The 22,763-nt window shown below is 62.3% G+C and carries 19 protein-coding genes and 1 riboswitch; of the genes, 7 read left to right on the forward strand and 12 right to left on the reverse strand.

The window, feature by feature from the left end; all coding sequences use genetic code 11:
• Window positions 1–250: 250 nt before the first annotated feature.
• Window positions 251–817, reverse strand: coding sequence for a DUF6101 family protein (locus SJ05684_RS02245; RefSeq protein ID WP_034852427.1), 567 nt, complete (start codon window positions 815–817; stop codon window positions 251–253).
• Window positions 818–1,131: 314 nt separating this feature from the next.
• On the opposite strand from SJ05684_RS02245, the gene SJ05684_RS02250 reads away from it, so the two are divergent.
• Window positions 1,132–3,441: a DUF1217 domain-containing protein gene (locus tag SJ05684_RS02250; protein ID WP_034852183.1), complete on the forward strand. Its 2,310-nt coding sequence runs from the start codon at window positions 1,132–1,134 to the stop codon at window positions 3,439–3,441.
• A 39-nt stretch (window positions 3,442–3,480) separates the two neighbouring features.
• Here the strand turns inward: SJ05684_RS02250 and SJ05684_RS02255 are convergent, their stop codons facing one another.
• From SJ05684_RS02255 to SJ05684_RS02265, 3 genes are all read right to left on the reverse strand, one after another.
• Window positions 3,481–4,914 carry an FAD-binding oxidoreductase gene (locus SJ05684_RS02255; RefSeq protein ID WP_034852184.1) on the reverse strand — a complete coding sequence of 478 codons (1,434 nt, stop codon included), beginning with the start codon at window positions 4,912–4,914 and terminating at the stop codon, window positions 3,481–3,483.
• A gap of 17 nt (window positions 4,915–4,931) precedes the next feature.
• The gene (locus tag SJ05684_RS02260; protein ID WP_034852185.1) at window positions 4,932–5,906 is read right to left on the reverse strand and encodes an L-threonylcarbamoyladenylate synthase; all 975 of its coding nucleotides are present in this window, start codon (window positions 5,904–5,906) and stop codon (window positions 4,932–4,934) included.
• A 199-nt stretch (window positions 5,907–6,105) separates the two neighbouring features.
• Window positions 6,106–6,702 carry a DUF6656 family protein gene (locus tag SJ05684_RS02265; RefSeq protein ID WP_034852186.1) on the reverse strand — a complete coding sequence of 199 codons (597 nt, stop codon included), beginning with the start codon at window positions 6,700–6,702 and terminating at the stop codon, window positions 6,106–6,108.
• Window positions 6,703–7,013: 311 nt separating this feature from the next.
• Window positions 7,014–7,215, forward strand: a riboswitch (cobalamin riboswitch).
• 103 nt (window positions 7,216–7,318) lie between these two features.
• On the opposite strand from SJ05684_RS02265, the gene SJ05684_RS02270 reads away from it, so the two are divergent.
• Together SJ05684_RS02270 and SJ05684_RS02275 are read left to right on the forward strand one after the other, a co-directional pair.
• On the forward strand, window positions 7,319–8,563 hold the full coding sequence (locus SJ05684_RS02270; protein WP_034852429.1) for an aromatic ring-hydroxylating oxygenase subunit alpha: 1,245 nt from the start codon (window positions 7,319–7,321) through the stop codon (window positions 8,561–8,563).
• On the forward strand, window positions 8,560–9,657 hold the full coding sequence (locus tag SJ05684_RS02275) for an FAD-binding oxidoreductase (RefSeq protein ID WP_034852187.1): 1,098 nt from the start codon (window positions 8,560–8,562) through the stop codon (window positions 9,655–9,657). Before SJ05684_RS02270 ends, SJ05684_RS02275 begins: the two co-directional genes overlap by 4 nt.
• A 187-nt stretch (window positions 9,658–9,844) precedes the next feature.
• Here SJ05684_RS02275 and SJ05684_RS02280 read toward each other — a convergent pair whose 3' ends face one another.
• Window positions 9,845–10,918: a glycoside hydrolase family 25 protein gene (locus SJ05684_RS02280; RefSeq protein ID WP_034852188.1), complete on the reverse strand. Its 1,074-nt coding sequence runs from the start codon at window positions 10,916–10,918 to the stop codon at window positions 9,845–9,847.
• Between the two features lie 349 nt (window positions 10,919–11,267).
• Here SJ05684_RS02280 and SJ05684_RS02285 point away from each other — a divergent pair, with 349 nt between their 5' ends.
• From SJ05684_RS02285 to SJ05684_RS02295, 3 genes are all read left to right on the forward strand, one after another.
• The gene (locus SJ05684_RS02285) at window positions 11,268–11,648 is read left to right on the forward strand and encodes a BA14K family protein (protein ID WP_034852432.1); all 381 of its coding nucleotides are present in this window, start codon (window positions 11,268–11,270) and stop codon (window positions 11,646–11,648) included.
• A gap of 287 nt (window positions 11,649–11,935) precedes the next feature.
• Entirely contained in the window at window positions 11,936–13,717 is a 1,782-nt protein-coding gene (locus tag SJ05684_RS02290) for an acyl-CoA dehydrogenase family protein (protein WP_034852189.1), read from the forward strand.
• Between the two features lie 11 nt (window positions 13,718–13,728).
• Complete coding sequence (locus SJ05684_RS02295) at window positions 13,729–14,481, forward strand: crotonase/enoyl-CoA hydratase family protein (RefSeq protein ID WP_034852190.1); 753 nt, start codon at window positions 13,729–13,731, stop codon at window positions 14,479–14,481.
• A 330-nt stretch (window positions 14,482–14,811) separates the two neighbouring features.
• Here the strand turns inward: SJ05684_RS02295 and SJ05684_RS02300 are convergent, their stop codons facing one another.
• The 5 genes from SJ05684_RS02300 to SJ05684_RS02320 form a co-directional block, all read right to left on the reverse strand.
• Window positions 14,812–15,159 (reverse strand): hypothetical protein, encoded by a 348-nt coding sequence (locus SJ05684_RS02300; RefSeq protein ID WP_034852191.1) that lies wholly within the window; start codon window positions 15,157–15,159, stop codon window positions 14,812–14,814.
• Between the two features lie 789 nt (window positions 15,160–15,948).
• A complete protein-coding gene (locus tag SJ05684_RS02310; RefSeq protein ID WP_034852194.1) occupies window positions 15,949–17,517 on the reverse strand; it encodes a DUF1963 domain-containing protein in 1,569 nt (522 codons plus the stop codon).
• A 266-nt stretch (window positions 17,518–17,783) separates the two neighbouring features.
• Window positions 17,784–18,446 (reverse strand): EamA family transporter, encoded by a 663-nt coding sequence (locus SJ05684_RS02315; RefSeq protein ID WP_244938009.1) that lies wholly within the window; start codon window positions 18,444–18,446, stop codon window positions 17,784–17,786.
• Between the two features lie 11 nt (window positions 18,447–18,457).
• On the reverse strand, window positions 18,458–18,733 hold the full coding sequence (locus tag SJ05684_RS30275; protein WP_244426597.1) for an EamA family transporter: 276 nt from the start codon (window positions 18,731–18,733) through the stop codon (window positions 18,458–18,460).
• Window positions 18,734–18,852: 119 nt separating this feature from the next.
• On the reverse strand, window positions 18,853–19,470 hold the full coding sequence (locus SJ05684_RS02320; RefSeq protein WP_034852434.1) for a nitroreductase family protein: 618 nt from the start codon (window positions 19,468–19,470) through the stop codon (window positions 18,853–18,855).
• A gap of 138 nt (window positions 19,471–19,608) precedes the next feature.
• On the opposite strand from SJ05684_RS02320, the gene SJ05684_RS02325 reads away from it, so the two are divergent.
• A complete protein-coding gene (locus SJ05684_RS02325; protein WP_034852196.1) occupies window positions 19,609–20,502 on the forward strand; it encodes a LysR family transcriptional regulator in 894 nt (297 codons plus the stop codon).
• Window positions 20,503–20,737: 235 nt separating this feature from the next.
• Here the strand turns inward: SJ05684_RS02325 and SJ05684_RS02330 are convergent, their stop codons facing one another.
• Together SJ05684_RS02330 and SJ05684_RS02335 are read right to left on the reverse strand one after the other, a co-directional pair.
• Window positions 20,738–21,985 carry a class I SAM-dependent RNA methyltransferase gene (locus SJ05684_RS02330; RefSeq protein WP_034852198.1) on the reverse strand — a complete coding sequence of 416 codons (1,248 nt, stop codon included), beginning with the start codon at window positions 21,983–21,985 and terminating at the stop codon, window positions 20,738–20,740.
• Entirely contained in the window at window positions 21,982–22,737 is a 756-nt protein-coding gene (locus tag SJ05684_RS02335) for a TlyA family RNA methyltransferase (protein WP_034852199.1), read from the reverse strand. The genes SJ05684_RS02330 and SJ05684_RS02335 overlap by 4 nt, the downstream gene beginning before the upstream one ends.
• Window positions 22,738–22,763 lie beyond the last annotated feature (26 nt).

Below are 22,763 nucleotides of genomic sequence, written 5' to 3' on the forward strand. Positions count from 1 at the left end.
TTCAGCGATGCGAGCGCGTATGATGGCGCGGATAGCGGCGAAAGTGGTCAGCAGTGGTCTGCGCATCGGCGTCTCCTTCTTTCATGTCCTGGCACGGTTTGTGACAGGAAGAACGCGTCTATGCTGTTTCTGCGGTAACACTCTCCCTTTTCAGGATCGTTCGGTCGCGGGCCGGCGATCACGACGCCCGACGCAAGCGAGCCGGCCACTGTTGGTGGCCGGCTCCCATGACGTGACGGGACTGATCAGGTCAGTGGCGCGCGATGATTTCGCGGCCGTCGATCTTCATGTGCACGCCCAGCTGGCCGGTGGAACGGCGCACGAGGAAGCGCGGCCGGCGTTCGGCGAAGAAGGAATGGCGCCGGCGCGGCTTTGCCGGTGCGGTGCGCACGTCTCCGAGATGTTCTTCGAGGGGGCGCGCAACCCCGTCCGCCTCGACCATCAGCATCGGAATACGATAGGCCTCCGCCCAGGCGCGCCAGTCGGCCGCAATGTCGGACAGATCATGTGCCACGAGCAGTGGGATGCATAAGTCCGGATCGTCGTGATGGAGCTCTAGCGTCACTGTAACCTCTCCGTCCCCGTGGTCGATGGCCCGCGCCGCCACGCCCCTGAAGGCGCGTGCCGGTAACGCGATTGAAAGCGGCAGTCCGCTGGATGGTAACACCTTGCGCAGCACCGCGCCACGATGGTCGAGGTTGATGCTGACATTCCCCACTTCGCCATGCAAGATGTAGCTCGCCTGCTGCGGGAAACGCTTTGGATCCAGTCGCAGCGTATTTTCGACCCAAGCCGGTTGAGAGAGTGTATTGCCCATTTCCATCGCCCTTGTTTTCCTTGAGAGCCGGATGCCGGTCGTCTCGTCGGGACTTTTCGTCCTCTATGGGCGGGAGGATAGGCGGGGCCTGTTCCGGGCGACTTAAGAATTGCGGTTAAAAAAACTTTGCGTTGCCCGATGGTTAGCAAAAGCCGAGCCGGAAAGGTTTCTCGTTCGTGAACGGAATGGAGGGCATTTTTTGCGTCAGTGCCGAGACCGGCCGAACAGCCCCGCGCAAGCGTCCTGCTTCACGCTGAAGCGGTTTGAACGATGATCGGAGACGGCGCGTCGGCTGTCTGGTGGAGCGGCCTCGCATGGTTTCGACTTATCTCGACTACAATCTCATCGCGCGGGACATGAAGGTCAGCCTCAAGCGTGTCTCGGAGCAGACCCTCGTCTCCCGCGACACGCAATACTTCAAAGAAAACATCGGCAATGTGACTTCGGTCGATGAGTTCCTCGACGATTTTCGCCTGTATTCTTACGCGATGACGGCGTTTGGGTTGGGGGAGATGATCGATTCGGTCGCCTTCATACGCAAGGTGCTGGAGAGCGACCTTTCCGACCAGGACAGTTTCGCCAATAAGCTGACGGATGAGCGCTATCGCGAATTCGCAATGGCGTACAGCTTCAGCAGCGGGACCGCCGTCTCGCAGACCGAGGCGCAACTCGATGAAGTAATCGGCCTTTACAACACGAGCATCGCAAATCTCGCGGCGACCCAGAAAGAGGAGACCCGCTACTACAACGTCATGATCGACAAGATCACCAGCGTCGATCAACTGCTGAACAACGACCGCCTGCGCGCCTACGTGTTTACCGCCTTCGGCATCGACGAGAGCACCTATTCCCGACAGACGATCCGCAGCGTGCTTTCCAGCAATTCGGACGATGCGGACAGCTACGAGAATACGGTGATTGCGCCCCAGCTCTCCAATCTCGAGACGGCGAAGGCAGAGGCGCAGGCGGAGCTTTCGGCCGGAGGCCTGACCGAGGAAGAGCAAAAACAGCTCCGGCGCAAGATAACGACCTATACGAATTCCATCGCCACGCTAAACAACTATCTCGACCTCGCTGCGGCCTTCGATTTTGGCTCTGACGGAACCGCGACGGCAGGCTCCGCGCAGACGGCCGAGAACAAGCTCGCCACCAACGACCGCTATATTTCCAGCAACTCCCGCGTCACGCCACAGGCGGCCCTTTTGAACAAGGCCTATTTCGAGGAGCAGATCGCGAGCATTACGACTGTCGATGAGCTCGTCGCCGATACGCGCCTTTACAACTACATCAGGACCGCCTTCGACCTGACCGCCGTCACGATCGTTCCTGCGACGATCAAGAACATTCTCACGAGCGATCCGGATGATCCGGACAGCTACATCAACACGATCGGCGGCGGCGACGAGAGTTACATAGCCCTCGCCAATGCCTTCAATTTCCAGGAGGACGGGACGCTCTCCCCCGGCGACACCGCCCAGACTGCCGTGCAAACGACACTCACCTCCAATCGCTACATGACGCGCTACAACGACAAGGACGAAGAGGCGGACGAGAAGGCAATCAGCGCCTACGAGACCGCCGTTTCCGACCTGACGTCCGTCGACGACTTCGTCGGCACCGCTTCGATCTACGATTTCGCGCTGACGGCAGTCGGTCTTAATCCCGATACGGAAAGCGCGCGCACCATCAAGCGGGTATTGACCAGCGACCTGACCGATCCGGAGAGCTTCGTTTACACGCTCAAGGACGAGCGATACCTGACGCTTGCCCAACTGTTCAACTTTACGACAGAGGGTGAAATTGGCGTTCCCGCACTCGCCCAATCCGAAACGCAAATCCAGGAAACGGCGAAAAGCTACATCGTCAACAAGTCCCGTTTTGGGTCGGAGGACGACAAGGCTGCTGCCGAGGAGGAAAGCGATTATTACACGGCCGAGGTTCCCAAGCTTGCGTCGCTCGACGAATTCCTGGCGGATTCCCGCCTGGTGAGCTTCGCGCTCGAAGCCAATGGGATCGACCCGGAAAGCGTAACAGTGGACGCGCTTCGCCAGATATTCGCCTCCGCTATCGACGATCCGGAAAGCCTTATCAATCAGCAGGAGAATTCCGCCGCTTATATCTCGGTGGTAACCTCCTTCAACTTCGACACCGAAGGAAATCTGCTGCGCCAGCGGAATGAAGCTATCGTCACCCGCCAAGGGTTCTATGAGACGCTCGATCAATATCTGCACCAGACCCTGGAGGAGCAGGCGGGCGAGGAAAACGAGGCCGTCCGCCTTGCGCTCTATTTCGAACGGATGGCGGGGTCATTGGTCGACGCCTACGACCTTCTGGCTGATGATGCTCTGGCCGAGGTATTCCGCACCATCTTCAGCTTGCCCGATGAGTTCAGTTCCATGGATATCGATCAGCAGGCGAAGATCGTCGACAAGAACCTCGAGCTCGAAACCCTCAGCGACCCGGCCGAGTTGAAGAAGCTTCTCGCACGATTTGCCGTGCTCTATGATCTGGAGAACAACACGGCGGTCGACCCGGTCGTGTCGATCCTGTCGAGCAGTGGCAGCAGCGTCGGGATCAGTGCCGATACGCTTCTGACCCTTTCGCAGCTTCGGGTGGGTGGCTAAGGCCTGTCGGCCAAAGTGTTGGGGCAAGGCGCGCCCGGCTCATTCAGCCCGAAGCACCTTGTCCGGGTTCATGATTCCGGCCGGATCGAAAGCATGTTTGATCCGACGCATCAGCTCGATTTCGATCGGAGAACGGATCGCAGCGAGTTCGTCGCGCTTCAGTTGGCCGATGCCGTGTTCGGCCGAAATCGAGCCGTCATATTTCAGCACGACGGCGTGCACGATCGCGTTCATCTCGCGCCAGCGATCGAGGAAGGCGCGGGTGTCGGCGCCGACCGGCTGGGAAATGTTGTAGTGGATGTTGCCGTCGCCCATATGGCCGAAAGCACAGATGCGGGCGCCGGGCATCGCTTTCAGGACGGCCGCATCGGCCTCCGCCATGAAGGCGGGAATGCTCGATACGGGGACGGAGACATCGTGCTTGATCGAGCCGCCCTCGGGCTTCTGCGCTGGCGACATGCTCTCGCGCATGTGCCACAGCGCCTTGCTCTGCGCTTCGCTCCGGGCGACGACGGCATTCTCGACGAGCCCGTCTCCGATGCCGGCTTCCAGCACGCTTTGCACCATCCGATCTGCGCTTTCGGCGGAGTCCGAGGTGGAGATGTCGATCAGCGCATACCAGGGATGAACTGACCCCATCGGATCCCGCACGCCTGGTATATGGCGCGTGGTGAATTCTATGCCGAGCCTCGGCATCAGCTCGAAGCCGGTGAGCGCCGGGCCGCAGAGGCTCGATGCCCGGTCGAAAAGTTCGAGCGCATCCTCGACGCTCGCCAGTCCGGCAAAAGCCACCTGGTGGCCGCGCGGTTTCGGGAAAAGCTTCAGCACGGCGCCGGTGATCACGCCGAGTGTCCCTTCCGCGCCAATGAAGAGGTCGCGCAGATCGTAGCCGGTATTGTCCTTCTTGAGCCGGCGGAGACCATCCCATACCTCGCCGGTCGGAAGCACGACCTCGAGCCCCAGGCAGAGCTGGCGCATATTGCCGTAGGCGAGCACCGCCGCGCCGCCGGCATTGGTGGAGAGATTGCCGCCGATCCGTGCCGACCCCTCCGATCCGAGCGACAAGGGAAAGAGTCGGTCGACGCCGTCGGCGGCCTTCTGAATATCGGCGAGGATGCAGCCGGCATCGGCAACGATGACATTGCCCACGGGATCGATATCCCGGATCCGGTTCAGCCGTTCGAGTGACAGGACGACGTCCGCCTTGTCTTCGCGCGGAACCCCGCCCGCCACATGTCCGGTATTTCCGCCCTGCGGTACGATCGCCGTTCGGGTGTCAGTCGCGATCCGCAGGATGCGGGAGACTTCGTCGACGGAGCCGGGCTTCAGCACGAGCGGCGTGGTGCCGCGATAGAGCCCGCGCGATTCAGCGAGATAGGGCGCAACCTCCCCTGCGCCCGTCAGGGCATTGTCGGGGCCGACGATGTCGGTGAAGGAGGCGATCAGTTCGGGAGAAGGAATTACGCTTGTCATGACCCCTGCCTCGATGGTCAGCCTCTGGGCGCGGCCGCCCGCTGCAGGCGGTCGATGATGGCTTCGCCCAACCCTTCGCTCGGGATCGGCCCGAATGCAATCGTGGCGGCGCCGCTCGCGTCCGCCTTCTTCATGTAGTCGAAAAGATTGGCGGCCGCCTCGCGGAGATTGCCGGCCGGGCTCAGGTCGAGCACCATCGCCGCCTCACTCTCGCCGGGAAGCGGTCTGCCGCCGAAGCGGACGAGCGCTTCTCCCTTGCCGACGTCCTTTGCATCGAGCCGCACCGCAGCACCCGGCGCATAATGCGAGGCGAGCATGCCAGGCGCCTCGATGGTCGCGCCGGCGCCTTCCGGGCGCTCCACCACCAGGCCCGTCACAGCCTCGATCTCCGCCGCATCGAGCCCGCCCGGCCGGAGCAGCCGGAGCCTCTCTTCCTCGACCTTGATGATCGTCGACTCGAGGCCAATCTCGGCCGGGCCCGCGTCAAGGATGAGTTTCAGCTTCGATCCGAGATCCGCCTGCACATGGGCCGCGCTGGTCGGGCTGATCCTGCCAGAGGTGTTGGCGCTTGGCGCCGCCAGCGGCCGCCCGAAGCGCGCGATCACGCGGCGCGAGAAGCCCTCAGGCATGCGCAGGCCGAGCGTGTCGAGACCGGCGGAGGCGAGCGCATGCACGCTGCTTTTCGGCCGCTGCGGCAGGATCAGCGTCAGCGGACCGGGCCAGAAGGCCTCCGCCAGTTGCCGCGAAACCGCATCGAAGACCACATGCTCCTCAGCCATCGCCGTGTCCGAGACATGGCAGATCAGCGGATTGAAACGGGGCCGGCCCTTCATCTCGTAGATTCGGCTGATAGCCTCTGCATTGGTCGCATCCGCCGCCAGGCCGTAGACTGTTTCGGTCGGGATCGCGACGGGCTCGCCTGCGGAAAGCACCGCACAGGCCGTCTCGATCGCCCGGTCGGGTTCGCTGCGCGTGTCGATGATTTCGGCCATGGGCGTTCGTCTTCCTTTCCGCAGCTTCCTACTGCATGTTTCCTTGAATCGGAACCGATTTGAGGAAACATGCAGCGATTCAAAGTGCTATAGCGGCCTTTTTTTTGCGCGTCTTTTCAGACGCGCAAAGGTCGCTGCAACTCTTTAAATCTGCGCATCGAGCTTTCCGAAAATCGGGTACGACTTTCGGGCCGATGCGCTAGAGACTGCGTATGATCTTGCGCAGCGCCTCGTCGCGTGCGCCAAGCATGAGCACGTTCTTCAGCGCCACCTTCGGGTCCTGCGTACGGAAGATCAGGCCGTTGCCGCGCACATTGCGGTTGACGACCATCCGCCCTTCGTCCGTGCCGGGCTCGATGGCAACGGCAAAATACATGCGCGAATACCCGGCCTGGATCCGGTCGAAGAAGTGCGTCTCGTCGCCGAGATCGGAAAAGAAATTGGCGAAATAGAAAGCCCAGGTCACGTCTTGCGATCGAGCGAGCCGGGTCGTAGCGGCCGTCACGTGGCAATAGCCAAGATGCGGGCTCGCGGCGAGCGTCCGGTGAAAGATCATCTTCGGGAAATTGATCGAGGCGTGAAAGCTGTTGATCCGCCTGTAAGTCGCTTCTCCCGCGGCGGTCAGCTTGCGTCCGGTCTTCTCCGCCACCTCCTCATAGCTCAGATAGCGCCGCTGCTCGGGCGTTTGGCGCCGTCGCTCGATGCGGCCGGTTCGCAGGAACTCGGTGTGGACGGCCGCTTTTGTCACCGGTGACGGCGCCTTTTCAGAGGCGTCGTAATATCTGAGCTTTGCCATCGACCTCTGCGCGCCTTCGCGAAAAAAGCGGGGTTGAACCGTCGTCGGACGCTAAACCATCAGGGTTAACAGAGTATTTTTCGTACCTTCTGCGCTAGGCTCGTTCACAGGCCTCGTCGCAAACGGGATGCTTGCTTTCGCGCTTGGGCAGGCGCTGACGAAAAAATTATCAGTCGACCAGCAATTGCCCTATCGCCTTGTTTATTATGGAGAAAAACAATGTGTTCGTCACAAAGTGCCGCGGCAAGGGGTCTGTCGTCTTTCCAGAATGGAATGTCGTTTATCGGCACTTGTGCGGGCTGCTAGACCGCTTAGATGGGGACACTCGAGGTGCCGCCCTGAGCGGGGCGGAGAATTGGGAAGCCGGTCAAATCCCGGCGCTGCCCCCGCAACGGTGGTGGAGTGAGGCCACGGCACCAAGCCACTGGACGTCAATGTCCGGGAAGGCGCCGGGGCGGGTCCTTCGCGGGACGGCTCCAGAGCCCGGAAACCAGCCTTGAGCACATCGACCGTAACAGGTTGCGGCGGGCAGCCGGACGGAGCCATGGCGCACGGCCTGTTGCCGTGGGCGGTTCCTGTCCTGCCTCTCCGAATCATGGCGAACGAGGATATGGGCATGGACATTCAGAGCGAAATGCTGCGCAAGCTGAAGACCCGTCGCGAAGGCTATAGCCTCGACCGGGACTTCTATATCGATCCCGACTATTATCGTCAGGATCTGGAAAACATCTGGTACAAGGATTGGCTTTTCATCGGCCACGATTGCGAGATCCCGCGGGCCGGCAACTATTTCACGGTGCAGGTCGGCGACTATCCGATCGTCATCGTTCGCGACCGGCAGGGAACGATCCGGGCGCTCCATAATTCCTGCCGCCATCGCGGCTCGCGCGTCTGCACGCAGCACAAGGGCTCTTCGGCCAAGCTCGTTTGTCCCTACCATCAATGGACCTACGAGCTGGACGGAAAGCTGCTATTCGCGCGGCAGATGCCGGACGGCTTCGATCTGGCGGCGCACAGCCTGAAGCCGGTGCATTGCGAGACCGTCGGCGGCTACATCTTCATCAGCCTTGCCGACGAGCCGATGAATTTCCAGCCGTTCCGCGACGTGGCTTCCGGCTACCTTGCGCCGCATCGTATCGGCGAGACGAAGGTCGCCTTCGAAAGCACGATCATCGAGAAGGGCAATTGGAAGCTCGTCTGGGAGAACAACCGGGAGTGCTACCACTGCGCGGCCAATCATCCCGAGCTGTGCCGCACCTATCCCGAAGCGCCGACGGTGACGGGGGTGCATGGCGCGATGAATGATCCGGAGATCAACGCCCATTGGCAAAAATGCGAGGCGGCCGGCCTGCCGAGCGCCTTCAAGATCGGATCGGCCGGGCAGTTCCGCATGACACGCATGCCGCTGATCAACGGTGCCGAGAGTTACACCATGTCGGGTCAGAGGGCCGTGGAAAAGCCGCTTTCCTCCGACGCGAGGACAGGCGGCATCGGCACATTGCTGCTCTTCCATTATCCGACGACGTGGAACCATATTCTCGGTGACCATGCGATCACCTTCCGCGTGCTGCCCCTCGGCCCCGAAACAACCCAGGTGACGACCAAGTGGCTCGTCAACAAGGAGGCGGTCGAAGGCGTCGACTATAAGCTTGACGACCTCATCCATGTCTGGACCGAGACCAACGATCAGGACCGCCAGATCGTCGAGGAGAACGCCTTCGGCATCCGCTCGCCGGCTTACCAGCCGGGTCCCTATTCGGTCGAGCACGAGGGCGGCGTGATGCAATTCGTCGAATGGTATTCACGCTACATGCTTGAGCGCCTTGAGCGCGGCGCAACGCCTCTTTCGCGGGTGGCATGATCATGGAAATGGCCCGTTCCTTCCATCATTTCGACGAGCTCAGTCCCTGGATCGACCGCCAGCACATGCTCGAATGCATCTCGGTGGTGGCCGAGACGGCGGATGTGATGACCTTCACCTTCCGCTCCGACAGGCCGGCCTGGTTCCGCTACCTGCCCGGGCAGTTCGTAACTCTCGAACTGCCCGTCGGGGAGGAGCCGGTGATGCGCACCTATACGCTCTCGTCCTCGCCGTCGCGGCCGCTCTCCGTTTCGATCACCGCCAAGGCGCAACGGGACAGCATCGGCACCCGCTGGATGTTCGACAATCTGAAGCCGGGCATGGTGCTGAAGGCGTTCGGTCCGCTCGGCGACTTCAGCTTCGTGCGCCATACGGGCGAAAAATATCTCTTTATCTCAGCCGGCTCGGGCATCACGCCGATGATGTCGATGATACGCTGGATGGCGGATTGCGCGCCGGATTCCGATGTCACCTTCATTTCCTGCGCGAGGCGCCCGGAGGATCTCTTGTTCAAGCCGGAACTGGAGATCCTCGCCCGGCAGATGCCGCATCTCAATCTCGGCTTCCTGGTCGAGGGGCACGAGGCGCGTCATGGTTGGCACGGGCTGCGCGGCCGTATCGACGCCACGAAGCTGCCGCTGCTCGCGCCGGATTTCCTGGACCGAACGGTCTTCTGCTGCGGTCCCGAGCCCTTCATGCGCGGCGTCCGGGAGATGCTCCAGTCCGTCGGGTTCGACCTGGCCCGCTACCACCAGGAAAGCTTCCAGCCAGCGGCGGCACCCGCTGCCGAAGAACTCGCCATCCGAGCCGGTGCGCCGGGCGCCGAGGCGGGAACGTCGAAGGTGATTTTCACCATGAGCGGCAAAGAAGTGGAGGCGATCCCGGGCCAGACCATTCTCCAGACCGCGCGTGCCAACGGCGTCCGGATCGGAGCTGCTTGCGAAGGTGGCATTTGCGGCACATGCCGGGTGTTGAAGATCGCCGGCGAAGTGGACATGAACCACAATGGCGGCATTCTCGACGATGAGGTCGAAGAGGGCTACATCCTGGCCTGCTGTTCGCGCCCGCGCGGGGACGTGCAAATCGAGGCGTAGCCGAAGAGCCGACTATTTGGATCCTACAGCGCCGTGGCTCCCGCTATCGGCGCTGTACGTCTTTGGATCCACGCACTATGCGGGGCTGCGTCCTCAAGCGGTCTAGCGGAAGCACCCTCTCTGCCCGAATCTTATAGGGGCGAAAGCCGGCAGGGCAGGGGCATTCCCCTGGCTCCCTGATATAAACCTAGCGCCGCTCGGTCCGATTGGGCAGCCGCGCCTCCGCAGCCTTTATGTCGATCGTGCCGGTGACCGTCGTATCCACGGCCCCGTCGACGCCGCTGCCGGAGCCGCTCTCCGCATCGGCACGGCTGATCAGCAGCGGTTGCGCCAAGGCGGTGGCGGCTGCGGCGCTTGCGGTCGGTGACATGCCGACGGTCGCCGACGCGACCACGGTCAGCGCCGGCGGCTTTTCCGGTAGCAGATCTCCATGCGGCCAGATCGTCTTCAGTTGTGCGGCACTCATCGCCGCCACGTTCACGTCGATGTCGTTGAGGGTGCCGGGCACGCGGTAAGGGCAGCGTTTCTTCCCGCAATTATGCCCCGACGAGAACTGCCAGAGCGCGTATTCCTCCCAGTTTCCCATCGGAAAGACCTTGCGGATGTCGGGCTTGTAGCGCGCATACCAAAGCGGCAGGCGGGACAAAAGCCGATGCTTGAAGCGATTGTCGGCAATGTATTTCGCCGTGACATGGTTGGTATAGAGAATGGGATAGCGCCCGGTACGGGCCTTGATGTGCCCGGCGAAGATCGCGGCGTCTTCGAGCGACATGAACTGCTCGGGATCGATGCCTTCGATATCGAGGACCATCAATTCGTCTTCGCGCGGATCCGCATAGTCGAGGAAGTGGTTTGCCTGGTCGACGGGATTGCCCGGCCGAGCCAGATGATACGCGCCCCAGAGCAGGCCGTGCAAACGGGCGATCATGCGCCGCGTCTGGTATAGCTCCCGGCTAACCGCATATTTCCGCCACATCGTCTTGCAATGGGCGACCGTGTCGCCGCCGTGGTCGCCGGTGCAGCTGAAGCTTTCGGGCAGCCCGTCCGAGGCCTTGGCGATGAATCCGGCGATGCGCTTGTCCTTCAGCATCGCTTCCCAGTCGATGCCGTTCAATTCATAGGCATCGATGATGATGGCGTTCTGCGATTCTTTCCAGGGTTCGGTGTTGGCGGCGCGTGCATTCGCCGCCGCGAAGGTCAGGCCCATCAGGACCGCCAGGCGCAAGATCGTCCCCGAGATCGAGAGTCCCCGCTTTTCCATTCTCTGAGATTGCCGACTTCGAGTTAAAAGGTCGTAAATCCCAGCCCCGCCGGCATCCTGCGCGAGACCGTCGCGCCTGTACACTGACCTATGACTGTAAACGTCGGTCCGTCTCGGCGCAGGATTGCAATGAAAACGGGAAGGGGCAGACAGCGCGACCGCGGAACGAACGGTGCCACTCATGCGTTTGCGGGTTAAGTCACGGAATCGGGAAGACGCGGCCCGATCACGTAATCCTGAAAGTTCGAGGATGAATCCAGGCGGGAAACTGCACGCTTTCCTGTTCCAACGCGTGCTCGTATGGCGAGCATATGCACGAGCTCCAACAAACATGGAGGAGAGAATGAGCATGACCAGAGGCAGGTGGCTTTCCTGCGCGGTCGCGGTCCTCGCGTTCGCGGCGTCGGCGGCCCCTTCGCAAGCCTTGACGCCTTTGCCCTCGAAGGTCGTCGTCCAAAGCGACGTGATCGATGCTCAGATCCGCTTCCGGCGCGGCGATTCCTTCAACGGTTATCGTGGCTACCGGTACTATCGGCCCGGCTACCGCTATTATAGGGGATTGTGGTATCCGAGGGCGGCGTTCAGGCGTGAGTTCATCCGGCCGCCAATGCGTCTCAACACCCGGCATATCGACTGGTGCTACGATCGCTATCGGTCCTACAGGGCTTCTGACAACACTTACCAGCCCTATAATGGCCCGCGCCGGCAATGCTATTCGCCCTATAACTAGAGCGGGATGGGCCTGCACGCGTCCACCCCGCTTCATCTGAAATTCCTGCGACTGTCATGAGACTATGCTGGCCTCGCAATCAGCTTCAGACTTGGCGGATGTCGGTCGCTCAGCGGCCGTGCTCCATGTTGCGTCGTGGTTTCGAGTGCGGTGCGGATCGGGATATGCACAGCCCGTGCGACGGCTGCGCAAGTCAACATTGACGTTTACGTAAAAATCAATAGTGTGCCTGTATGGAGCATGAGCGAAGCGGTCCCAAGCACTGGCCGCGCGCGAGGAGGAGCAGCATGTACAAGGCACCGGTCGATGAGATCGCATTTACCTTGAAGCACGTGGCCGGCATGGCGGACGCCTTGGGTGCAGGGATGTTCGGCGAGCTAGGCGAGGACCTCGTCGACGCGATCCTTTCGGAAGCAGGGCGCTTTGCCACGGAAGAGGTGGCGCCGCTCGGCGACGTTGGCGACAGACAGGGAGCCCGCCTCGTGGATGGGTCGGTGAAGACGCCGGACGGCTGGCGCGAACTTTACCACAACTGGATCGCCGGCGGCTGGAACGGGCTTACGGCGCCGGAGGACTTCGGCGGTCAGAACCTGCCGCATATGCTGCACGTCGCCGCCATGGAGATGTGGAACAGCGGTTCGATGGCCTTTGCGCTGGGCCCGACGCTGACCATGGGTGCGATCGAGGCATTGGAGAAGCACGGCACCAACGCGCTGAAGGAAACTTTTCTGCCGAAGATGGTCTCCGGCGAGTGGATGGGGACGATGAACCTCACGGAGCCGCATGCGGGATCCGACCTCGGCGTGCTCAAAACCCGCGCCGAGCGCCGCGACGACGGCACCTACCGCATCTTCGGGCAGAAGATCTTCATCACCTGGGGCGAGCACGACTTCACCGACAATATCGTCCACCTCGTGCTGGCGCGCTTGCCGGATGCACCGCCCGGCACGAAAGGCATCTCGCTGTTCCTCGTGCCGAAGTTCCTCGTCAATCAGGACGGCTCGATCGGCGCGCGCAATGATGTCTTCTGCCATGCGCTCGAGCACAAGCTCGGCATTCACGGTTCGCCGACCTGCACGATGATCTATGGCGACGGCAAGTATGGCGGGGAAAAGGGCGCGATCGGCTATCTCGTGGGCGAGGAAAATCGCGGGCTCGCCTGTATGTTCACGATGATGAACAATGCCCGGCTCGCCGTCGGCATGCAGGGTGTCGCGATCGCCGAGGCCGCGACCCAGAAGGCGGTTGCCTATGCCAAGGAACGGACGCAGGGCCGGGCGCCCGGATGGGAGGGTGAGGGCATGAGCCCGATCATCGAGCACCCGGACGTCGCCCGCACGCTGCTGACGATGAAGGCGGTGACGCAAGGTGCGCGCGCCATCGCCTATGCCTGCGCCCATGCAGTCGATATGGCACATGCGAGCGAGGGCGACGCGGCGCTTCACTGGCAGGAGCGCTCAAGCCTGCTGACGCCCATCGCCAAGTCTTTTGCCACCGACGTCGGGTTCGACGTCGCCTCGCTCGGCATTCAGGTGCATGGCGGCATGGGCTTCATCGAGGAGACCGGCGCCGCCCGTTACTTGCGCGACGCGCGCATCGCGTCGATTTACGAGGGCACCAACGGTATCCAGGCGATCGATCTCGTCACGCGCAAGCTGCCGCTCTCCGAAGGCTCGCAAGTGCGCGGTTTCATCGGAGAGCTCCGGCAGACCGCGACTGCCGTCAGGGCATCGAATCGTCAAGGCTTCGGGGAAACGGCCTCGCGGCTCGATGCGGCGCTTGCCGAGCTTGACGAGGCGACCAACTGGCTCCTCGCGACGCTTGCCGCCGGCAGGCACGCCGATGCGCTCGCCAGCGCCACCGCCTATCAGCGCCTCTTCGGTCTGACACTGACCGGCGTCTACCTCGCCAAGGGCGGACTTGCCGAAGCTGGCGATGGCAGGCAGGAGGCGCGAATTGCTCTCTGCCGTTTCGCGGCGGAGAACCTCCTGGCGGAAACGGCGGCGTTCAAGGACAGCGTCGTGAACGGAGCCGCGAGCCTCGCGGCCGCCCGCGCCATTCTTGACTGAAAGGGCTGCCCATGACCGACCACGTGCTCGTCGAACGCCCGGAGGCCTATCCCGGCGTCCAGGTCATCCGCTTTAACCGGCCCGAAAAGAAGAACGCCATCACGCGCGAGATGTATGCGAAGATGACGACCGCTTTGACCGTGGCGCAATCGGATCCGGCAATCCGGGTGACGGCTTTCCTCGGAACCGAAGGCTGCTTCTCCGCCGGCAACGACATGACCGATTTCTTAGCCGTCGCCATGGGCGGAAGCATGGGGCGCGAGGTACTCGATTTCCTTCGGGCGCTCGCGAGTGCGGCAAAGCCGATCGTTTCCGGCGTCGACGGCCTGGCGATCGGCATCGGCACGACGATTCATCTACATTGCGATCTGACGGTCGCCTCCGCGCGGTCGCTCTTCAGGACGCCCTTCGTCGACCTCGCGCTCGTGCCGGAGGCGGCATCGAGCCTGATCGCGCCGCGCATCATCGGGCACCAGCGCGCCTTCGCGCTTCTTGCCGCCGGCGAGCCGCTCGAAGCCGCCGAGGCCGTGACGGCCGGACTGATCTGGAAGATTGTCGACGCGGCGAGCGTCGAGGGGACGACGCTGTCGCTTGCCGCAGGGCTCGCTGCAAAGCCGCGGGAGGCGTTGCGCATCGCCCGCGATCTCATCCGCGGCGACCGCACGGACGTCCTCGCCCGCATCGACGAGGAGGCCGAGCACTTCGCAGCGCAGCTGAAGAGCGCCGAAGCGCGCGCCGCCTTCGAGGCCTTCATGCGCCGTTGATTCCCGGCCGATCGTGGGGGCATGGCGAAAGGCCCGTCTTGCGCAGGCCTGTGCGGGAGATGGCGTTTTGACGCCCTAAGCTTCTTCGTGGCAAATCAGTCTGGTTTCGACCCATAGCCGCTGTTGGCGACAAGCGCTTACGAACTCGCGGCGGATTGCTGCGGAGCTCTAATTCGCGGGTCGTACGGGAGCGGAATCCTCGTGTGTTCCCGGCACCGTGCTTGAGTTCCAGCACTCGGCCATCACGCCACAGGAGAGGGCATCTCCTCACGGACGAGCATGCCGAGCGAGCGGTGATGGGAGAGGCAGCACGGCAACGTTTCAGGGCAGCTACGTTGCTCGGCCAAAACCCAGCTTCCGCAGGACCACTTGTGCACGCTCAAAGGCGGCTAAGAGGTCGCGTTCAGCGTCGATCAATTGCTGCACAAGAGTGCAGCGTTGCTCGGCAATTATCCGATACTTAGTTGCCAGTGCGTCCAGCTCTGAGGCGGGCGCCTTCTTGGCCTGGTGATCAATCCATTCCTGCAGTATGGCTCGCCCTTGCCTGTCGAGCTCGTGCTTCCGCAGTCGAAGTCGGTCAGCGTGGCATTCTGCCTTGTTGTATCGTTTGAGCGCCATCGCAGCTTCAAGTCTCAACCTCATCGGGAGAGGCCCGACAAGCGGGTTGGCTTTTCCCATAAATGCAGCTCCGATTACCAGGAGGATTGCCGTTCAACCTTTAGTTGGCGCATGGTTCAGGATCAGGAAAAACGCAGAACGAGCAGACGTCGGCCGATAGGAGGACCTCACGCGTTCAGCCTCGTAATTCCTCATGGAAATCTTGGTTGGCGACGTTCCGCCTCCTCAACCAATTTGAAGGGAAAGCTCTCATGGTAATGATTGACTTCCCCGAGTGTAAGCCTGCCATCCAGAAACACGTTCAAAAAGCGCTGACAGATGTCCCTTGCCATTGCATTTCGATTAGAGAACGACGTCCCGACGAGATCGGATTCTTTGAACTCCGGTACCATTAACGACAAGCATTTGGCCACGAACTCTTCGGTGGCCCCTGGGCGCTTGCGCAACGCGGCGGCGGCTCTCTCGTACTCAGCATACGTCATAGCCTGCGGAGCCGATCAAGGCGCAAACTGGAAAAGTGCGACAATGCACAATAACCCGATTGCCATGCTCCCGGCCACGAGACGAATGTTCATCGAATTGCTCAGCCGAAGGCCGTTGACCTGACACTGCTTAAATCAATCTTGCCGTGCAACCAAGTCTCTCCCTCCTCGACACCGCCCACTCACACCGAAGTAGACACATCTATCGGGGCCGCATAAATGCGGCGATGGAATCACTGAGTCAGAGCCACAATCTGGCGTCGTTGACGCCCGGAGCACGAATGGCCTGATTGAGCCCCGTTGTGGTGGCACGGTTTCGGCCCTCTGCGGTCATAGGCCTACCGCCGCGACTCGTGCGGATGTCCTCCTAACCCGACAGAACAACACAGCGCTCCCATCGTCGGGCTGCCACGTCCGCAGCAGGAGCCATGATGACCAGATCATTGGCATCCCAAAACACCAGGCCTGTTGCCGAGCCAGCGCGTAACCGAACGAGGACGATCCAGTCGTCCGGGTTACTTAGATCGGCCCAGCCCTCAGACACGCCCCATCTCGCCGCCTCTTCACGGCAGTCGATGCCACCTTGGATCGTTGCGTGGCCAAGCATCTGATGGACCTGAGGCTTCCCCGAACCGGCGTGCGGCCCGGTCAGTGCACGCTCGAACGCCTCATGGGTTCCGGCAAGGTCATCGAGCGACCCCATCTCGGTCTCCTCGATCCTCAACTTTGCGGCCGAGGCGTCAAAGGACCGGGTGCGCCGCGGCCGCAGGCGGGTGTAGGCCACACTCGCCCAACGATCGTCCGACAGCGCCTCGAATGAGCTTCCAGGGTCGCCCACCGCCCAGACCGGATCAAGCGTATGTGCGAACCTTAGGGTGCCGTCCGCAATCAGTTCCGCCGTCACCAGGTCTCCCTCTGAATGCGGCAAAGGCCCTGGCGGCGTGGCGGGGTCGAGATCCGAAGATATGGCGATCGCACCGACCGAGGCTTCGAGGATGGCTTCGGACATTGCATGACGCACGAGAGGTGCGCCAGGCGGTGTGTAAACAAAATCGACCAGCAGAGCATCGTCGTGGACGAAGAACGACAATAGACCGTCGTGCGGTAGATGCTCCATCGGCCCGTCCAGTGCTGTGACCTCGGCGAAGTTGATCTGCAGCAGGAACGGGTGACGCATCCCACGCTCGTTGCTCGGCCACACGTCCGGCGGCAGATCGGGCCCGCCGCCGATGCGGCTGGCACCCAAGGGAGCTTCTTCACCGTATGGCTCCTCCACCAAGGATGCTGCCCCGGCGAAGAAATGCGCCGCCGTGGAGGGCTCACTTGCTCCCATGGCCGCCGCAAACCGCTGGCCCCATGCACTATCCGTCGGATCGGGCTCGGCATCTTCGCCCGTATGCCCTGCGTTGATCGCTTCGATTGTGGCGCGGCGCTTCTTCTCCTGGCCGTGGTATTGCGACAGCAGCATCTTTTCGCCGACCCGATCGCTGCGTGCCTGCAGCCCTTGCATGAACACGCCGAAATGCCTCTCGGCCATGTCTCGATCGCTCACGGCCGAACGCCAGCCAAACGCCCAGATGCGATTGCCCCGACCTCGCACTAGCGTCAGGCCCGCGGCTTCCTCGCCCGCCTTTCGAGATGACGATATTCCCGTTCCATATCGTCCCTCACGTCCAAGTACCTGAACAGGGGCAATAGACCAGTCGATCGGACCTTCTGCCCCGATGAGATCTACCGCAATGGGGGCGAGGCTCTCATCGAGATCCCATGGCTCGCCTTTGTCGAGCGCCATAACAAAAAGCGACGGATGCTCCCTGTCGGGCGGGTACGGCCGGAGGAAGAAGCGCTCGGGTTGGAGTGCAACAACGTCGGGAAAGGCTGGTGGCGCAGTGAAAACGAAGTCACGAGTCATCCATCGTTGCAGTCTATAGGCCATTCGCGATTGCTCCGTCTTAACACTTGGTTGGTCTTTGGCACGTTGATGTCACGTCTGGCGACGCCTGCGAAAATACGACAGGAGCATTCTCTGAGTACAGCAATGGCACCTATGGCGCGTCTGCGTCATGACGACAGTCGACCCATTGCGGTCGTTACCGCCACACCTGGCAACGCCTGCAGACGTGAAACAAAGCTGTCTCCAGGCACGTACGCCCGGGGTCGAGAAATCAGCGCTGATGTCGTCGCGTTTAACCATGCATGACACTACCTTGGCCGACTTTGAGTACCTTCACTGCACCGCGTAGGAACTGCGGGCTGCCCCGCTGAATTGCGAGAAACCAGAGCAATCGCCGTGATCACGAGCAGGCTGCCCGGCAGCCACTGCCAGCCTATGACGTCCGGCCGAGTCACGAACAGCAATAGCATTGAAACGAACGGGACAAGATAGCTGTACGCTGTCACCGCCCCCGGCGTGAGCGCGCCGGTCGCACGCTGCATCAGCCAGAAGGTCGCTCCGCTTGAAAAGACACCGAGATAGGCGACCAGCAACACGTCTCCAATACGCATTCGCCACATTGCGGCAACCGGCTCGGCGATAAATCCGACCAGGGCGATCAGAACGCCGCCCGCAGCCAGGCTCCAGAACGTGCGTACGGCCGCGTCGGGCGACAGAATGCCCCGCCCTAGCCCCCATTTGGACAGGACCGGATAAAGCGCCGACGCGATGCATCCCAGGAAGAAGGCGGTCTCGCCCCAGCCGAACTGCAACTTCGCCAGATCGCCACCGGTCTGGGCGAGCGCCAGCGCCAGGGCCCCGACCGCCCCCAGTGCGAGGATGGCCAGCAGGCGATGGGCGCGCGGTTCCACACCGAAAACCCGGCCAAGCCCATAAGCCAGTAGCGGCATGGAAACGAAAAGGGCCGACATGGAAAGTGCGCTCACCCGATGGGCGCCCAGAACATGACACCGAAGAAGCCGGCGAGGCAGAGCCCCATGACCGCGTAAAGCAGCCCACCCTGCAGGTTCGGTACCTCCGGCCCCGCGCGCCATGCCATCGGCAGCATCGCAAATGCTGCGATTGCAAAGCGCATCGCCGTCAGAAGCAGCGACGGGAGCCCGTCGCTCAGGAGGCCGACAACCGGAAAGGACGCACCGACGATCAAGGCCCAGAGCAGCATCCCCAGATGCGCGCCCGTCACACTACTGTTCCTCATTGCCCTTCTCCTTCATCGGCACATACCGTCTCCTGCCCCACGCATCGAAAGCGCGATTTGGTCAGGCCCCTTTTTGGCTGGTGGCGAACGTGGTGGTGGATAAGCGATGCCAGGTCGGCTCAGATGGTTTCCAGGACACGGGAAACCGGCAGTCTCGGTTTTTGCGGCCAATTGCCTTTGCGGGCGTGGCCCACTGCAATCAGCACCACCGGGATCTCGTCGGCGGCAAGACCGAATTTGCGCGCGACGGCCGTCGGGTCGAAGCCGACCATCGGCCCGGTGGCGAGCCCGTGCGCCTCCGCCGCCAACATCAGAAAGGCGGCGCCGAGCGTTGCCGTGCGAACCGCCTCGTCCCGCTGCATTTGCGGATTGTCGCCATAGGTGCTTTCCACCGCCTCCGTCCATGCGCCGACCATCTCCGCCGGCATGAAGCCCGCCTCGACGGAGGGGCGAAGGCGCCCTTCAATGACCGTGTGCGAGGGTAGCTGTCCGCAGACGATGTAGGTTACCGCGGCTTCCGTCACCTTGGCCTGCCCGTAGGCGGCGGCCTGAAGGCGCGCTTTCGCCTCGCCTGTTCTGACGGCGATGAAGCGCCAGTTCTGGAGATTGTAGGCAGTGGGTGCGCGCGTCGCAAGCCTTACAAGCTCCTTGATCTGTTCATCGGTAAGCGCCTTGTCGGCATCGAACATGTTTGTGGAGACGCGGCTTTCGATGGCGGCGATGATCGGATTCTTCATCTGTCTCGTCCTTTGGCAATTCTTGAGTTTCTTTGTCCTGGCGGGCGTGCCGCTGGCGAGGTCGAGATAATTCCTTCCAACCATTTTGATAATTCTCTATCCAGTACCGAAACTCACAACTGTTGGTGAACAATAATCATGGATCAATTGCAGGCCATCAGGGTGTTTCGCCAAACGGTGGAGCAGGGTTCCTTCGCAGAAGCCGCGCGCCGGATGGCGCTTTCGCCCGCTGCCGTCAGCAAGAATATCCGGGAGCTGGAGACGCATTTGCGCGTGCGCCTCCTCAACCGCACCACGCGCCGAATGAGCCTGACGGAAGCCGGTGAGCGTTACTATGAACAGATCGCCCGCATTCTCGACGATCTTTCGGAAGCCGACAGTTCGCTCGGGCCCCTCCAGCGCATGCCGAGCGGGATCTTGCGCGTCAGCGCGCCGATGGCCTTCACGCTGACGCGCCTGTCGGATGCGATCGTCGGCTTTCTTGCCCGCTATCCCGATCTGACACTCGACCTGAAGCTCGAGGATCGACGGGTGGACCTCGTCAAGGAGAGGATCGATCTTGCCATTCGCGGCAGCGACCGGCTGGAAGACTCCAGCCTGATCGCGCGCAAGCTGATGACGCTGCGCCATGTGATCTGTGCCTCGCCGGGCTATTTCTTTCGTAACGGTCGGCCGCGCGAGCCAGAGGATCTGCGTTCGCACAATTGCGTGCAGTTCACGCTCTCCGGCCATGTTCAGGAATGGTCTTTTGCACGGGAGGGGCGCACTGTGCAGGTGGCGATCGGGGGCCGCTACAGGGTCACGACCAGCCTTGCGGTCCGCGACGCTCTGCTTGCCGGCTTCGGGCTGAGCCTCATTCCGCGCATCTATGTGGAAAAGGACATCGAGGAAGGAAGGCTCACGACGGCGCTGGACGACTGGGCGCCCGTCGAGACCTCCATCTATGTGGTCTACCCGTCCCGTGAGTATGTCCTGCCCAAGGTGCGTGCCTTCGTAGATTTCCTCGTCGACGAGATGCAGGAGGAGGCCTGATCGGCTCGACCCTGCGATTTTGGCCATGTAGCGATCGAGGCTCGGTCGAGGTCCGGAATGTGCCGCAAAAGCGGCTGTCCCGCGCCTTCGAACTGGGCTTCGGCTATCCACCCAACACGGAACTCGCGAGAAGGGCGCTGCGGCAGGAGCAAATCGCGTCGTTCCCGTGACGATTCCAGTTCGTCCCTGTGAACACTGGGCAGTGATCCGAAGCCACAACGGCGAAGCGCCGTAATTATTTTTCGAGCGTCGCCACCGTCTCGACATGCGCCGACCAGAGAAACTGGTCGATCGGCGTCACCGATGTGATGCGATAGCCGGCGGTCACCAGGATCGAGAGATCCCTGGCAAGGGTCACCGGATTGCAGGAGACCGCCGCGATTTTCTTCACGCCGGAGCGGGCAAGCTCATGGCACTGCGCTTCTGCCCCGGCGCGGGGCGGGTCGAAGACGACGGCATCGAAGACCTTCAGTTCCTGCGCCATCATCGGGCGGCGGAAAAGGTCGCGTTTCTCCACCGTCACCGGCTTCAGCCCCTGCGTGTTGCGCGCGGCGAAATCGAGCGCCTTCAAGGCCTTGTCCTCGCCTTCGACGGCGTGCACGCGCGCAGTGTGCGCGATCCGCAACGCAAAGGTGCCGATGCCGGCGAAGAGATCGGCGACGCGTTTCGCCTTGCCGAGATGGTCGAGCACGAGCGTGGCCATGGCTTCTTCCGCCGGGCGCGTCGCCTGCGTGAACGCGCCGGGCGGAGGCGAGACCGTGACGCCGCCGAAGTCGATGCTGGGCTTGACCGGCTCGATGATGATTTCGCCATTGAGGCTGACGCGGGCGACGCCCCGCTCGCCAAGAACAGCCTCGACTGTCGCGCGCCGCTGCCGGTCGCTGAGCTTGAGTCCCTCGAAGGCGAGATCGAGGCCGGTCTCGGTCTCAAGCACGGTGATACGAAACGGTTCGGAACCCGACGCCATGGCCGCGGCGATCTTGCGAATGGTGGCAAGCCGCGAGACGATGCCCGAGCTTGTGATGGGACATTCGCTGATCGCGACGATGTGATGGCTTTGCGCCTGATTGTAGCCGAGCAGCAGTTCCTTTTCCGTGTGCCGGGCGGTGAAGACGGCACGGCGGCGTTCGCCCGGCCGGGCGACGACGAGGGGGGCGACCTCCGGCGTCAGCCCCTTGGATTTTAAGGCGTCGATCACGAGGTTGCGCTTGAAGCCGTGATAGAGCGCATCGGACGCGTGCTGCAGGCTGCAGCCGCCGCAGGTGCCGTTGACACCCTCCGGCCCGAAATGCCGGCATTTCGGCTGGACGCGCTCCGGAGAAGCCTCTCTCAGCGAGATCAGCGTGCCTTGGTTCCTGTTGACGGCAAGTGCCACGATTTCTCCGGGTAGGGTGAAGGGAGCGTAGACGGCGCCCGACTCGGTCTTGGCGATGCCGTCGCCCTGCGCACCCAGGCGGTTGATCGTGACGATCTCGGTGCTCATGGCTTCTGCCCCGCAAGAAGAAACTCCCTGTTGCCGTCGCCGCCTGCAATCGGCGAGGGCACCAGGCCAAGGCTTCGCCAGCCCATGTCCTCGACGAGCCAGCGTTCGAGCTCGGCCGCCACCGTCGGGGCGCTCTCCGGTTCCTTGAGCAGCCCCGCCTTGCTGATCGCGTCGCGCCCGGCCTCGAATTGCGGCTTGACGAGCAGAATGCACCGCGCTTCGGGTGCGGCCAGGGAGAGCGCCGGCGGAAGCGCCAGTTTCAGAGAGATGAAAGAGACGTCGGAAACGATGAAAGTGACTGGACGGTCACCGATATCCTCCGCCTTCATCGCCCGGGCGTTCAGACCTTCGATATTGGTGACGCGCGGATCGCCGGCAATGCGCGGATGCATCTGCCCATGGCCAACGTCAACGGCAACCACATGGGCCGCCCCACGCTGGAGCAGGACCTCGGTGAAGCCGCCGGTCGAGGCACCGATATCGAGACAGATCTCACCCACCGGATCGAAGCCGAAATGGTCGAGCGCGGCGACGAGCTTCAGCGCCGCGCGCGAGACATAGGCCTGCGCCGGATCATCGATGGTGATCGCCACGCCTTCGGCAAAGGAGGCGGCCGGCTTGGTGACGGTGCGGCCGTCGACCTTCACGGTGCCGCGCTGGATGGCGTCGCGGGCGCGGGCGCGGCTTGCGACGAGCCCCTTGTTCAGGAGCAATTGGTCGAGGCGGGTCATGCTGTGGTTTTCGTTGGACATGGGCCGTCATCGCCCGTCGCGCGCCG

Origin of the sequence: Sinorhizobium sojae CCBAU 05684 (assembly GCF_002288525.1) — a bacterium.
GTDB lineage: Bacteria > Pseudomonadota > Alphaproteobacteria > Rhizobiales > Rhizobiaceae > Sinorhizobium > Sinorhizobium sojae.

What these genes read in the sequence shown, in the direction of transcription:
- SJ05684_RS02315 (WP_244938009.1), bottom strand. Translation starts at nt 18,446, where the DNA reads ATGTCGGCCCTTTTCGTTTCCATGCCGCTACTGGCTTATGGGCTTGGC.
- SJ05684_RS02280 (WP_034852188.1), bottom strand. Translation starts at nt 10,918, where the DNA reads ATGGAAAAGCGGGGACTCTCGATCTCGGGGACGATCTTGCGCCTGGCG.
- SJ05684_RS02270 (WP_034852429.1), top strand. Translation starts at nt 7,319, where the DNA reads ATGGACATTCAGAGCGAAATGCTGCGCAAGCTGAAGACCCGTCGCGAA.
- SJ05684_RS30275 (WP_244426597.1), bottom strand. Translation starts at nt 18,733, where the DNA reads ATGAGGAACAGTAGTGTGACGGGCGCGCATCTGGGGATGCTGCTCTGG.
- SJ05684_RS02245 (WP_034852427.1), bottom strand. Translation starts at nt 817, where the DNA reads ATGGGCAATACACTCTCTCAACCGGCTTGGGTCGAAAATACGCTGCGA.
- SJ05684_RS02250 (WP_034852183.1), top strand. Translation starts at nt 1,132, where the DNA reads ATGGTTTCGACTTATCTCGACTACAATCTCATCGCGCGGGACATGAAG.
- SJ05684_RS02335 (WP_034852199.1), bottom strand. Translation starts at nt 22,737, where the DNA reads ATGTCCAACGAAAACCACAGCATGACCCGCCTCGACCAATTGCTCCTG.
- SJ05684_RS02320 (WP_034852434.1), bottom strand. Translation starts at nt 19,470, where the DNA reads ATGAAGAATCCGATCATCGCCGCCATCGAAAGCCGCGTCTCCACAAAC.
- SJ05684_RS02265 (WP_034852186.1), bottom strand. Translation starts at nt 6,702, where the DNA reads ATGGCAAAGCTCAGATATTACGACGCCTCTGAAAAGGCGCCGTCACCG.
- SJ05684_RS02260 (WP_034852185.1), bottom strand. Translation starts at nt 5,906, where the DNA reads ATGGCCGAAATCATCGACACGCGCAGCGAACCCGACCGGGCGATCGAG.
- SJ05684_RS02285 (WP_034852432.1), top strand. Translation starts at nt 11,268, where the DNA reads ATGACCAGAGGCAGGTGGCTTTCCTGCGCGGTCGCGGTCCTCGCGTTC.
- SJ05684_RS02255 (WP_034852184.1), bottom strand. Translation starts at nt 4,914, where the DNA reads ATGACAAGCGTAATTCCTTCTCCCGAACTGATCGCCTCCTTCACCGAC.
- SJ05684_RS02295 (WP_034852190.1), top strand. Translation starts at nt 13,729, where the DNA reads ATGACCGACCACGTGCTCGTCGAACGCCCGGAGGCCTATCCCGGCGTC.
- SJ05684_RS02330 (WP_034852198.1), bottom strand. Translation starts at nt 21,985, where the DNA reads ATGAGCACCGAGATCGTCACGATCAACCGCCTGGGTGCGCAGGGCGAC.
- SJ05684_RS02310 (WP_034852194.1), bottom strand. Translation starts at nt 17,517, where the DNA reads ATGGCCTATAGACTGCAACGATGGATGACTCGTGACTTCGTTTTCACT.
- SJ05684_RS02275 (WP_034852187.1), top strand. Translation starts at nt 8,560, where the DNA reads ATGATCATGGAAATGGCCCGTTCCTTCCATCATTTCGACGAGCTCAGT.
- SJ05684_RS02290 (WP_034852189.1), top strand. Translation starts at nt 11,936, where the DNA reads ATGTACAAGGCACCGGTCGATGAGATCGCATTTACCTTGAAGCACGTG.
- SJ05684_RS02325 (WP_034852196.1), top strand. Translation starts at nt 19,609, where the DNA reads ATGGATCAATTGCAGGCCATCAGGGTGTTTCGCCAAACGGTGGAGCAG.
- SJ05684_RS02300 (WP_034852191.1), bottom strand. Translation starts at nt 15,159, where the DNA reads ATGGGAAAAGCCAACCCGCTTGTCGGGCCTCTCCCGATGAGGTTGAGA.